At 70.9% G+C, this 13,309-nt stretch carries 4 protein-coding genes and 1 pseudogene; 2 read left to right on the forward strand and 3 right to left on the reverse strand.

The window, feature by feature from the left end; translation table 11 throughout:
* Positions 1–2 precede the first annotated feature (2 nt).
* Positions 3–10,016: a type I polyketide synthase gene (locus JQS43_RS06960; protein WP_239678236.1), complete on the forward strand. Its 10,014-nt coding sequence runs from the start codon at positions 3–5 to the stop codon at positions 10,014–10,016.
* Positions 10,017–10,047: 31 nt separating this feature from the next.
* Positions 10,048–10,761, forward strand: a complete 714-nt coding sequence (locus tag JQS43_RS06965) for a class I SAM-dependent methyltransferase (protein WP_239678237.1) — start codon at positions 10,048–10,050, stop codon at positions 10,759–10,761.
* Here the strand turns inward: JQS43_RS06965 and JQS43_RS06970 are convergent, their stop codons facing one another.
* The 3 genes and pseudogenes from JQS43_RS06970 to JQS43_RS06980 form a co-directional block, all read right to left on the reverse strand.
* Positions 10,762–11,379, reverse strand: a complete 618-nt coding sequence (locus tag JQS43_RS06970; protein WP_239678238.1) for a DUF1707 SHOCT-like domain-containing protein — start codon at positions 11,377–11,379, stop codon at positions 10,762–10,764.
* A 36-nt stretch (positions 11,380–11,415) separates the two neighbouring features.
* Positions 11,416–11,865: a cold-shock protein gene (locus tag JQS43_RS06975; RefSeq protein WP_239678239.1), complete on the reverse strand. Its 450-nt coding sequence runs from the start codon at positions 11,863–11,865 to the stop codon at positions 11,416–11,418.
* Positions 11,866–12,216: 351 nt separating this feature from the next.
* Positions 12,217–13,305 (reverse strand): annotated as a pseudogene (locus tag JQS43_RS06980) (FtsX-like permease family protein); the annotation flags it as partial.
* Positions 13,306–13,309: the final 4 nt, after the last annotated feature.

Genomic DNA, 13,309 nt, shown 5'->3' on the forward strand with positions numbered 1-13,309 from the left:
ACATGGACAGTTCCAATCCGACGTTGGTGGACGCTCTCCGCGCGTCACTCAAGGAGACCGAACGCCTCCGTGAGCAGAACCAGAAACTGGCGGCCAGTGCCCGCGAACCGATAGCTATCGTGGGTATGGCGTGTCGCTTCCCGGGCGGGGTAGCGACTCCTGAACAGCTGTGGGAGCTGGTAACCGACGAGGTCGACACGGCAGGGCCATTCCCCACGGACCGGGGTTGGGACCTGGCCCGTCTCTACGATCCAGACAACAGCCGTCCCGATACGACATATGTGCGGGAGGCGGGTTTTCTGCACGATGCCGCCGATTTCGACGCCGACTTCTTCGGCATCGCTCCCCGCGACGCGCTGTGGATGGATCCACAGCAGCGGCTGCTGCTGGAGACGACCTGGGAAGCGTTGGAGAGAGCCGGGATTCCGCCGGAGACGATCAAGGGCAGCGCCACCGGTGTCTTCGCTGGAGTCATGTATCACAACTACCCTGGCAGTTACGGTTCCTCCGCGATTCTCTCCGGCCGGATCGCCTACCACTTCGGTTTTGAAGGGCCGACCGTCACGGTCGACACCGCCTGCTCGTCATCGCTGGTAACGATGCACCTGGCGGCGCAGTCGCTACGACGCGGCGAGTGTGAACTGGCGGTTACTGGCGGGGTGTCGGTGATGTCCAGCCCTCGTACCTTCGTGGAGTTCAACCGGGAGGATACGCAGTCGCGGGATGGACGCTGTCACTCGTTCTCGGCCGACGCCGACGGCCCCGGTTGGTCCGAGGGTGTCGGGGTGCTGGTGTTGGAGCGGTTGTCGGACGCGGTGCGGCAGGGTCATCCCATCCTCGCAGTGATGCGCGGTAGCGCCACCAACTCGGACGGGGCGAGCAATGGACTCACCGCCCCCAACGGTCCGGCGCAGCAGCGGTTGATCCGGCAAGCGTTGGCCAACGCGCAGCTCTCCGGAGATCAGATCGACGCGGTCGAGGCGCACGGCACCGCCACCGAGCTCGGGGATCCGATCGAGGCCCAGGCGCTGCTGGCCACCTATGGTCGCGAGCGGCCCGCCGACCAGCCACTGTGGTTGGGGTCGGTCAAATCGAACCTTGGTCACACCCAGGCAGCAGCCGGCGTGGCCGGGGTCATCAAGATGGTCCTGGCGCTCCGCCACGGCGTCCTGCCGAAGACGTTGCACGTCACCGAACCGTCGCCGCATGTCGACTGGTCGGCCGGTACGGTCCAGCTGCTGACCGAGCGCCGGACCTGGCCGGCGACCGGCCGGCGCCGGCGGGCGGGCGTGTCGTCGTTCGGGTTGAGTGGTTCGAACGCTCACGTCATTCTGGAACAGGCGCCGGAGCCCACGGCGACCGCGTCGGGGGCAGCGCCATCGGTGGCGGTGCCGTGGCTCCTGTCGGCGCGGACCCGGTCGGCGTTGCGGGCGCAGGCCGGCCGGCTGGCGGACGCCTTGGTCGCGGCTCCGCAGCTGGACCCGACCGACGTGGCGGTGACGTTGGCGGCGCACCGGTCCCACTTCGAGCACCGGGCGGTGTTCACCGTTGCCGATCGAGCTGAGCTGATCGCGTCGTTGCGGGATGTCGCAACCGGTGGTGAGCCGAGCACTGTCCAGCAGTCGGTGGCCCGGCTCGCGGGGCGGTTGGGGTTTGTCTTCACCGGCCAGGGCGCGCAGCGGGTGGGGATGGGCCGTGAACTGGGTGCCGCCTACCCGGCCTTCGCCGAGGCCCTGGACGAGGTCTGCGCGGTGCTGGACCCGCTGCTGGACAGGCCCTTGCGGGAGGTGATGCACGCTGACCCGGAGTCCGTGGACGCGGCGCTTCTCGACACCACCGAGTACGCGCAGCCGGCGTTGTTCGCGGTGGAGGTGGCGCTGTTCCGGTTGTTGGAGTCGTGGCGGCTGCGGCCGGACGCGGTTGCCGGCCACTCGATTGGAGAGCTGGCGGCGGCGTACGTGGCCGGCGTGTTCAGTCTCGCCGACGCCGCCGCGCTGGTCGCCGCGCGTGGCCGGTTGATGCAGGCGCTACCGCCCGGCGGGGCGATGGTGGTGGTGGCCGCTGGCGAGGCTGAAGTGGTGGCGCAGCTGCCGAGTTCCGGCCAGGTCGCGATCGCGGCGGTGAACGGACCGAGATCGGTGGTGCTCTCGGGTGACGAAGCCGCGGTGCTGGCATGCGCGGAGGCGTTTGAACAGTCGGGCCGGCCGACCATCCGGTTGCGGGTGTCGCATGCGTTCCATTCGCCGCTGATGGAGCCGATGCTGGAGCAGTTCCGGGCGGTCGCGGAGGGGATCTCCTACCATCCGCCGCGGCTGCCGGTCATTTCCACCGTGACCGGTGAGCCGGTGGATCCGGCCCGGTTCGCGACCCCCGAGTACTGGGTGGAGCAGATTCGACGGCCGGTGCGCTATTACGAAGCAGTGCAGCAGCTGGTGGGCTCCGGTGTGACTACGCTGCTCGAGGTCGGGCCGGACGCCGCGCTCACCGCCACCGACCCGGAGGTGACGGTCGCCTGCCAGCGGCGCCGACGGCCCGAGGCGGCGGAGCTGGTGGCGGCGTTGACGCGGCTGCATCTGCGGGGGATCACGCCGGATTGGGCAGCTGTCGTCGGGTCCGGTGACGTGGCTCCGGTGTCCCTGCCGACCTACGCTTTCCAGCGGGAACGGTTCTGGATGACCGCTTCCACGGTCAGTGGTGACCCCGCCTCCATGGGACTGGCCGCCGGAGAGCATCCACTGCTCGGCGCCGCATTGATGCTCGCCGATTCAGATGGCATGGTGCTGACCGGGCGGCTGTCGCTTGCCACCCAGCCATGGCTCGCCGACCACCTGGTCGGCGGTGGGGTGCTGTTCCCCGGGACGGGCTTCGTCGAACTGGCGCTCAGCGCCGGTCAACGGCTGGGCTGCGGCCGGATCGACTCGTTGACCCTGCACGAACCGTTGCGGTTGCCAGCCGATCACGGGGTCGCGATGCAACTGGTGTTGGACGCGCCGCAGCCCGACGGGGCTCGGTCGGTCCAGATTCACTCTCGGCTGGAGGGCGCGGAGAGTGAGTGGGTCAGGCATGCCACCGGGCGGCTGGTCCCCGGTGGGGTGGATAGCCCGGGCGCCGAGGTCGGTCACTGGCCACCACCGGGAGCGGAGCAGCTCCCGATCGACCAGGTGTACGCGGATTTCGCCGCGGCTGGGATGCGGTACGGGCCGGTTTTCCAGGGGCTGCGGATGGCCTGGCAAGCGGGGGAGGAGCTCTACCTGGAACTCAGCCTGCCGGAGCAGGAGCGGGCCGAAGCCGAACGCTACCGGTTGCATCCGGCGTTGCTGGACGCGGCACTGCACGGGGCGTCTCTGCTCGGGGGCGCCGGCGACCGGGCCGATGATCCGGTGGGGCCACGGTTGCCGTTCGAGTGGCACGGCGTTGAACTTGCCGCGGCCGGGGTGACCGCTGCCCGGGCCCGGGTCCGGATGCTGGGGCCAGGGCAGCTCGGAGTCACTCTCCTCGACACCGTTGGTCGTCCGGTGGGGTCGGTTTCGTCGCTCCTGTTCCGCCCGTTCCGGGAGCCACACGGATCGCCGGTGGCCCGGGACTCGCTGTTCCGGTTGGAGTGGGTGCCGGTGGCGCTGCCGGAGCCGCGTGCGGTCAGCGTCGGGGAGGCGCCGGATCCGGGAAGCCTCGCCGAGGTCTCCGACCTTCCCGATGTCGCGGTACTACGGTGCGACGCAGCGGCGGCGGGCGCTGACCCGGCCGGGCGGATCCGGAGCCTGACCAAGCAGGTGGTCGATGCGGCTCACGCTTGGCTGGCCGATCCGCGTACCCGCGCCGCCACACTGGTCGTGGTGACCAGCACCGCGACCGGGGGGGTGGCGGACGAGCCGGTCGATCTGGCGGGTGCGGCGGTGTGGGGACTGCTGCGGGCAGCCCAGATCGAACACCCCGACCGGATAGTTCTGCTCGACGTCGACCCCGAGCCAGCGGCGGCCCGCGACGCTCTCGCGCTGATCCCGAAGCTGCTCGGCCTCGGCGAGCCGCAGCTGATGGTGCGCGACGGCGCCGCGCGGGTGCCCCGGTTGCAGCGAGCGACCACCACGCCGCCGCCAGCGGCGGCGCCACCGCCCGACGGTACGGTGCTGGTCACCGGCGCTACCGGCGGGATTGGACGGCTGATCACCCAGGCCCTCGTGAGCCGGCACGGGGTGCGTCGGCTGCTGCTGCTGAGCCGGAGTGGCCCGGCGGTGCCCGACGCGGAGCAGTTCGTGGCCGGACTGCGGGGCGAAGGCGCGGAGGTGGAGCTGGTCGCCTGCGACCTAGCTGACCGGGCGGCGGTAACGGAGCTGCTCGCGGACCGGGAGATCGGCGCGGTGGTCCACACCGCGGGGGTGCTCGACGACGCGATGTTCAGCGATCTGGACCAGGCCCGGATGGAATCGGTGTTGCGGGCGAAGGTGGACGGCGCGCTGCACCTCCACGACCTCTGCGCTGACCAGCCGATCAGCCGGTTCCTGCTCTTCTCCTCGCTGTCCGGAATACTTGGCGCCGCTGGGCAAGCGAACTATGCCGCCGCCAACGCGGCGCTGGACGCGCTCGCTCAGCAGCGCCGCGCCGCCGGAGCACCGGCGGCTTCGCTCGCGTGGGGGATGTGGGCGATCGACGCCGGCATGGCGGGTGGGCGCTCCGACGCTGAGCTGGCCCGGATCGCCGGCAGCGGGTTCGTTCCGCTCACCGCGGAGCAGGGGCTGGCGTTGTTCGACGCGGTGTGGGCGGGGGCGGCGACCGACCCAGTGCTGGTGCCGAGCCCGTTGGACCTGGCGGTGCTGCGGCAACGGGCGGCCGAACTTCCGGCGGTGCTGCGGACGCTGGCGCCGCTCGCTGCGGCGACCGCCGCGTCCGCGCCGGCGACCGCCACATACGCCGCCCAGCTCGCAGCGATGGCCCCGGAGGAACAGCAAGCCTCGCTGCAGGAGCTGGTGCGACATCAGATCGCGGCGGTGCTGGGGCGTGACCGCGGCGCTCCGGTGGAGCTGGACCGCGCCTTTCAGGACCTCGGCTTCGACTCGCTCACCGCGGTGGAGCTGCGGAACAACCTCGCCACCGTGACCGGTCTGCAGCTGTCACCCACCCTGGTCTTCGACAATCCCACGCCGATGGCGGTCGTCGCCCACCTGCAGGAAGAACTCGTTGATGGGGTCGAGCCACCGCCTGAACCGGCCGTGCCGGTCGCCGGGGTGGTATCCGACGAGCCGATCGCGATCGTCGGAATGAGCTGTCGTTACCCCGGTGGGGTCGACTCGCCAGCAGAGCTGTGGCGGCTGCTGCTCGACCGCGGTGACGGCATCTCGCCGTTCCCGGACGACCGCGGTTGGGACCTCACCGGCTGGTTCAGTCTGGACTCGGGCAGCGGCTCCCGGCAGGGAGGCTTCGTCAGCAACGCCACGGACTTCGACGCCGGCTTCTTCGGCATCAGCCCGAACGAGGCGGTGGTGATGGATCCCCAGCAGCGGTTGCTGCTGGAGGCGTCGTGGGAGGCGATTGAGCGGGCAGGTATCGATCCGCGGTCACTGCACGGTACCCAGACCGGGGTCTTCGCCGGGGTGATGGCCGGCGACTACGACCCGGGGATGTTCGGCACGCTCGGGCAGGCCGCCGGGTTCCGCGGGGTTGGGGTGTCGCAGAGCATCGTCTCCGGCCGCGTCGCGTACGCGATGGGTCTGCAGGGCCCGGCGGTCTCGGTCGACACCGCCTGTTCGTCGTCGCTGGTGGCGCTGCACTGGGCGATCCAGTCGCTGCAACGTGGCGATTGCACGATGGCGCTGGTCGGCGGCGTGACGGTGATCGCCACCCCGAGCCCGTTCGTCGACTTCGACAATCAAGGCGGGCTGGCCAGCGATGGCCGCTGCAAGGCCTACGCGGCCGGGGCCGACGGAATCGGGTGGGCCGAGGGTGTGGGTGTGCTCCTGGTGGAGCCGCTGTCCGCGGCGCGACAGCGTGGCCACACCGTCCTGGCGGTGATCCGCGGCAGCGCGGTCAACTCCGACGGGGCCTCGAACGGCATTACCGCCCCGAACCGTCCCGCGCAAGAACGGGTGCTCCGGCACGCGCTCGCCGCCGCTGGCCTGACCACATCCGATGTGGACGTAGTGGAAGGCTTTGGCGCGGGTACCCCGCTCGGCGACTCGATCGAGGTACAGGCGCTCGCCGCGACCTACGGCGCGGACCGCCCGCCAGACCAGCCGTTGTGGCTCGGGTCGGTGAAGTCGAACATCGGCCATACTCAGGCGGCCGCCGGAGTCGCCAGCGTGATCAAGATGGTGCAGGCGCTCCAGCACGGGGTGCTGCCGGCGACCTTGCACATCGATGAGCCGACCGACCAGGTCCAGTGGGCGGGCGCCGGGGTGTCGCTGTTGCGGGAACAGATCTCGTGGCCGGCTAGAGATCGGCCCCGCCGGGCCGGCGTCTCCTCGTTCGGCCTCAGCGGCACCAATGTCCACGTCATTCTGGAGCAGGCGGTAGCCGACGCGGCGTCGCCGGCATCGCCGCCGACCGAGCCCAGCCAGGTCGTCGCGGCGACGACCGACACCGCACCACCGCTACCGTGGCTGCTCTCCGCGCGGACACCGGAGGCGCTGCCGTTGCAGGCGGAGCGGCTGCTGGCACACCTGGCCGAAGATCCGCAGCTGAGACTGGTGGATGTCGGGTTCTCGTTGTGTTCCCGCACGCCCTTCGACCACCAGGCAGTGTTGATCGGGCGCGACCACGCGTCGCTGTTGGGTGGGCTTCGGGCACTCGCGGCGGACCGCCCCGATCCAGCGGTGGCGCGCGGTGTGGCCGTGCCAGGGCGTACCGCGTTCGTCTTCGCCGGTGAGGGATCGCAGCGCCCGGCGATGGGCAGCGAGCTGTACGAGGCGTTCCCGGCCTTCGCGGAGGCGTTCGACGCGGTGGCGGCGAGGTTCGACCGTTACCTCGACCGATCGCTGCGGGAGGTGGTGTTCGCGCCCGCCGACAGCCTCGCCGCGAACCTGCTCGACCAGACTACGTTCACGCAGGCGGCGCTGTTCGCGGTCGGGGTGGCGCAGTACCGGCTGCTGGAGTCGTGGGGCCTGCGACCAGACTATGTGGTGGGACACTCGATCGGCCAGGTCGCGGCGCTGCACGTCGCGGGAGCCTTGCCGCTGGCCGACGCGGTGCGGCTGGTGGCTGGGTACGGCGAACTGATGCAGGACCTGCCCGGCACGGGGGCGATGGTGCGAGTGGCGGCGAGCGAATCGGAGCTGGCGCCGACGCTGTCCGACGAGGTGACGATCGGTGCCGTTGACGCCCCCGACCAGGTGGTGTTGACCGGTCCCGAAGCCGAGGTCCTGGCGTTGGCCGAGCAGTGGGCCGGACAGGGTCGGGCGACCCAACGGCTGCGGGTTCGCCGCGCGTTCCATTCGGTGCTGGTGACAGAGCTCCTGGACGACATCGCCGACCTGACCGAGCGGCTGAGCCTGGGTACCCCGACCATTCCGGTGGTGGCTCACCTGGATGGTGAGCCAGTCGCCACCGACGACTTCGCCGACCCGGAATACTGGGAGCGATACCTCCCGGCCAGGGTCGGGTTTGTCGACGACATCGAATACCTGGCCGCCCAGGGGGTTCACCGGTACCTTGTGCTCGCCGGCGGTGACCACCTCGCCGACGCGATCCGCACCACCACAGCGGACGCGTCGGACCCGGTGACCGTCGTCGCGGCGACCCCGGCGGGTGCCCCCGAACCGGTCGCGGCGTTGACCGCGCTGGCGCAGCTGGCGGTCAGCGGCGCCACACCGGACTGGGGCGCGCTCTATGCCGGTCATGGAGCCCGTTCAGTGCCGTTGCCACCGTACGCGTTCGCCCGCCGCCGCTACTGGGTGGCGATGGACGCGCTCGCAGTCGACGAACTGACCGCCGCCGGTCTCACCGAGGTCGGCCATCCGCTGCTCGGCGCGTCGGTGCCGGTGGCCGGAACCGACACGGTGGTCCTGACGGGGCGGCTGTCGCGGGAGCGCCAACCGTGGCTCGCCGCAGCGGCCGGCGGCGAGCGGAGCCTGCTGCTGCGAGCCGTCCTGGTGGAGCTGGCGCTGCACGCCGGAGATCTGGTCGGCTGCGGCCGGGTCGCGGAGCTGACGGTGGTGGATCCGTTGCCGTCGCCCGCCGAGGCGGCAGTGGTGCTGCAGGTGGTGGCGGCCTCCCCGGACCAGTCTGGGGCGCGTGAGGTGGCGGTGTTCGCCCGGTCGGAGGAGGAGGGCGAGGCCGGCTGGCGCCGTCGCGCCACCGGTGTGCTGCGCCCGGCGATCGGTGCTGCGGAGACTCTGGTCGAGTGGCCGCCGGCCGGGGCCACGCCGCTCGACCTCGGACTGCTGCGTACCGCGGCGGCCAGCCCGGACGAAGTGGACCTGGTGCAGGCGGCCTGGCGCTCCGGCGCCGAGCTCTACCTGGAACTCGCACTGCCCGACGGCCCGGCTGCGGACGCGGCTGGGTATGGGCTGCACCCGATGCTGCTGGCGGCTGGTTGGCAGCAACTCGCGGCGCTGGGCGATGACCGCCCGCCGGGAACTCCGACCGCGTGGTCCGGGGTCGAGCTCTACGCGGTCGGGGCGTCGGTACTGCGGGTCCGGATCCAACCGACCGAAGCGTCGCAGGCCGCGGTGACGATGTGGGATCCGGCCGGATCACCGGTGGCCGCTGTGGAGCAGATCCGGTTCGGCGCCGCCGAACCGGCAGTGCCGGAGGCTGGTGACCTACCCTCGCCGGCGACCAGTGCCGCGCGGGTGCCGCGGCCACGTGCCGTCACCGACTCGGCCTCCGAGGGGACGACGCTGTGGCCACGATTGGCGCCGATGTCGCCCGGCGACCGGGAACGGATGGTGCGTGGGGTGGTCCGGGAGCAGATCGCGACGCTGCTCGGCTACCCGGGCGGAGACGCGGTCGATCCGCACCGGCACTTCCTGGAGCTGGGCTTCACCTCGCTGACCGCCGTGGAGCTGAGTGAGAATCTGGGCGCGGTCACCGGCTTGTCGCTCGGGAACAACGTGGCGTTCGATCACCGTACGCCTGCTGAGCTGGCCCGCTTCGTCCTGGACCAGCTGGCGTCGGCCGACCCGGGGACTCACCCGTCGGCCACGGCGCCGCGTCAGCAGCCCGAGGCAGGGCTGCGAGACCTGTTCCGCGAGGCGGTGTTCGCCGGCAAGCTCGACGAAGGTTTGGACCTGCTCGGCGCCGCCGCCCGGCTGCGCCCCACCTTCACCAGTGGGGAGTCCAGCGGCCGGGAGCTCGCGCCGCTCCGCCTCGCCAGCGGCTCGGCCATGCCGCGGCTGATCTGTCTCGCCACCCCGATGGGGATGGGCAACGAGTACCAGTACGCCAAGCTCGCGACCCACTTCCGGGGCGTGCGGGAGGTGGTTTCCCTGCCGGTGCCCGGTTTCCAACGGGGAGAGCGGCTGCCCAGCTCCGCGGAGGTGGTCGTGGAGCTGCTCGCGGCCGCGGTGCGCGAGACCGCGGCGGGGGAGCCGTTCGTCCTGCTCGGCTACTCGGCGGGCGGCATCCTGGCCCAGGCGACCGCCGGTCACCTGGAACGAGCGGGGGTCGCCCCGGTGGGTGTGGTGCTTCTCGACACCTATCCGGTGGGGTCGGCGGTGGCTGAGGGCGACGGCGACGGGGGCAACGGAGCGGCCATGCCGGAGCTGGTGCGCGGACTGCTGGAGCTGGAGCCGGCGTACGGGCAGTTCGACGCCGCCCAACTGTCGGCGATGGCCTGGTACGTCGACCTGCTGCCGGAGTTCGAACTCGACGCCACCTCCGCCCCGGTGCTCTACGTCGGTTGTGCGGAGCCGGTCGCCGGCACCGAAGTGGCGGCGGCCCGGTGGCCCTTCCCGCACACCGCGCGGATGGTGTCGGCAAATCACTTCAGCATCCTGGACGAACAGAGCGCCGCCACCGCCGAGACCATCGCGGACTGGCTGGCCAAGCCGGTAAGCGACGCGACCGATGGGGTCGTAGCCGACTGACCCCGACCGCCCACCGAGCCGGAGCGAGGACATGTACGAAGCCGAGGATGCCGAACTGTACGACCTGGTGCATCAAGGGCGCGGTAAGGACTACGCGGCCGAATCGGCCCGGGTCGTGGCGTTGGCGCGGCAGGCGGCGCCGGCCGCGCATTCGCTGCTCGATATCGCCTGCGGGACGGGTCACCACCTGCGTTACTTCGCCGACGAGTTCGCCGAGGTGGCGGGGGTGGACCTGTCCGAGGATATGCTCGCCACCGCGAAGGCGCTGTTGCCTGGTGTGCCGCTGCACCAGGCGGATATGCGCGACTTCACCCTTAATCGCAAGTTCGATGTGGTGACCTGCATGTTCAGCTCAATCGGCCATATGCGTTCGGTCGCCGAGTTGCAGGCGGCGATCGATTGCTTCGGCCGGCACACCACCTCGGGCGGGGTCGCGGTGGTCGACCCGTGGTGGTTCCCGGAGACATTCCTGCCCGGTTACGTGGCCGCGGACGTGGTGCGAACCGACCACCGTACCGTCGCCCGGGTCTCTCACTCGTCGGTAGCGGGCAACGCCACCCGGATGGAGGTTCACTACTTGGTGGCCGACCCGGAGCACGGGGTGCGGCACGTCCACGAGTCCACCCTGATCACGCTGTTCAGCCAGCGGGAGTACGAGCAGGCGTTCGAACGGGCCGGATTTACCCCATCGTATGCGGACTCAGCGCCTGGGCAGCGGGGCTTGTTCGTGGCCCGGCGCCGATGACTACGGGCCGGCGTCAGGCTCGGGGGATCGCTCTGGTCGGCCCCGACGCTTGACCACCACCCCGCCCCAGAACGCGACTCCGCTGACGTGGATCCGGGGCCCGCCCGGCTGCCCTTGCCCGCTGGCGCGCTGGTCGAATCCGCCCATCAGGCCGACGCCAGTGACCGTCACGTCGGCGTCGTCCGGCACGATGACCTTGACTCCGCCCATCAATGCGAAGGCCCGGACGGTGATCTGGTTGCGCTCCAGGATCGCCTCGCGGAGATCAAGTTTGCCGCCGCCGCAGAGTGCCAGGCACCGGAACGACGTGCCCGCGATCCAGCGTCCCCGACGGTCGAAACCGCTCATGATCCCGAACCCCCAGCGGGGAGGTTTCGACCGCTCGGCCGGCCGCGGCGCATCCTCGGTGGCTGCGGTCGGGGCGGGGAGGTCCCGCGTCAACCCGGCAAGATCACCGTAGGTCCGCGCGGCGTAGACCTGGCGGAGCCGGTCGTCTAACTCCACGAGCTCCAGGCGCCCCTCGGAGGCGGCGCCCCGTAGCACGTCGGCGACCGCCTCCCGGTCCTGGTCAGAGGCGCGAAGGTCGGGCTGCCGCGACTCGTCCGGGAGCTTTGTCACGTTTCCTGTCCTATGTCGCGACGTCGCCCGAGACGACTAGTCGTCCTCGACCCAACCGTGGCGCCGGGCCAGGTTGAGGATCTCGCGGCGCAGCTTGACCACCTGGCCGGCGCTGAGGTCCGGTGTCGAGGTGAGCAGCACCTCGGTGATCTCCCCGAGGAACGCCTGTTCCTGAAGCACGTCGCACAGCTCGTCACTATCGTCGGCATTCCCACTGGTTGCCGGGCGGCTGACCGCTGGCGCCACCGACGGGACAACACCGCCGTTGACCTGGTTGGTGTCGCTGCGCAACACGCGTACCGCCAGCGCCTTCGGACCGCGCTCACCCTCGGTCGACTCGAACTCCACCGCGACGCCCGGCGCGAGCAGCCACCGGTCGTTGCCGAGCAGATTCACGTGGACGAAGACATCCTCGCCACCCTGATCCGGCGTGATGAAACCGAAGCCTCGAGCCTCGTCGAACTGAACGATTCTTCCCGTACGCATATCCGCACCTCTCCGCGTCCGCGCCTCGCCGCTATGTCCTGTGATCGTCGACCGGAGCCGTGGCCGGCGCTCACACCGGTGTCCAACGATCGCCGTCCGGCCGTAGATTACACGACTCCCCCCGTTGTCGCCGCCACCTGATGAGTGATCAGGGGCATGATGACCACGCAATAGGGGTTCCGCCCGGGCCGAGCGCGCGGCCCGGCGCTGCCCCACCACAGTGAGCCGCGAAGCCCAGCCGCCGCGGCGGTAGGCCAGCACGGTGACAGCGGGGTCGGCGAAACCAGCCGACCCGAGGTAGGCGAGGGCGGTTCAGAGTTGGCCGCCCGGTCCAGGCGCAGGTCCTGCGCATCAGCGGTCCCGGCCCACCAGCTCGAGCACGGGTACCCGGGAGACCCGGAACGCGGGCCACGCTGCAGCGACGATGCCGGCTGCGGCCGCAACGGCGAGCGTCACTGCGAGGCGGGGCCAGGGTACGACGACGGATGGGATCTCTGCGCCACCGGCGACGTCGATCAGCGCCCAGCCGAAGCCGACTGCGACGGCGATACCGATCGATGCTGCCACGAACGACAGGAGTGCCACCTCGAGCCGCACGATGCGACGCAGCGCCTCGGCTTTCCCTGCCACGATCCCTTCGGCGATCGACAGCGCAGCTACCGTGTCGACGTCGGGCAGCGCTGCGATCCGGCCGGCCAGGGTGGGGTCGACCGTCGGGAAATCGGGGGTCGCCGACGTGACCACCAGGTCCGCGTGCAGCCCTTCACGGACGTCGCTCCCGACCCCGCTCGTCAGTGAACTCGCGAAGATCGCGAACATCGTCACCATCGCAGTGCCGAGCATGAGCGCGAGCGCCGTTGACGCCGATCGACGAGGGCTCGCGGCCAGGTTGCCCGCTGCGATCGAGCCGCACACACCGGCGGCGCGGTGGGCCGCCGGAGAGCTCCCCCGTGCTGAAGCTGTCACGATCGCCGGGCCGCCCAGCACGAGCGCCGGGACGATGGCAGCAGCGAGCACGAGCCACACTGGGTTCGAGCCCACCACAGCCACAGCTCCGCCAGCGATCGCCGCCGCGGCGAGCACGAGTCCGCTCGCAGTCCGTGCTCGGCTCACGACCCGGGGTTCCGCCGCGCTCTCGCGCAGCGCCTCGATCGGTGGTGTCGCCGCCGCGCGGCGAGCCGGGATCCATGCCGAGAGGATCGTTGCGCCGATACCGACGGTCGCGGCGACCGCGATCGAGGTCGGGCTCACGATCGATGGCCCGGTGAGCAGGCTGACCCCGGTGAGTCCGACGACCCAGCGCAGCGCGCCCACTCCCGCGACCCCGCATACACTGCCGACCAGTGTGGCGATCGTTCCGACGAACGCCGCCTCGATCAGTACTCCGCCGAGCACTTGGCGTCGTTCCGCACCGATCGCACGCAGCAGTCCCGACTCCCGCCGG

This window comes from Natronosporangium hydrolyticum (assembly GCF_016925615.1).
In the GTDB taxonomy this organism is placed as follows: Bacteria; Actinomycetota; Actinomycetes; order Mycobacteriales; family Micromonosporaceae; genus Natronosporangium; species Natronosporangium hydrolyticum.

Bases quoted from the DNA above. Each gene is read 5' to 3' on its own strand.
- JQS43_RS06960 (WP_239678236.1), top strand. From the start codon at position 3: ATGGACAGTTCCAATCCGACGTTGGTGGACGCTCTCCGCGCGTCACTC.
- JQS43_RS06975 (WP_239678239.1), bottom strand. From the start codon at position 11,865: ATGCGTACGGGAAGAATCGTTCAGTTCGACGAGGCTCGAGGCTTCGGT.
- JQS43_RS06965 (WP_239678237.1), top strand. From the start codon at position 10,048: ATGTACGAAGCCGAGGATGCCGAACTGTACGACCTGGTGCATCAAGGG.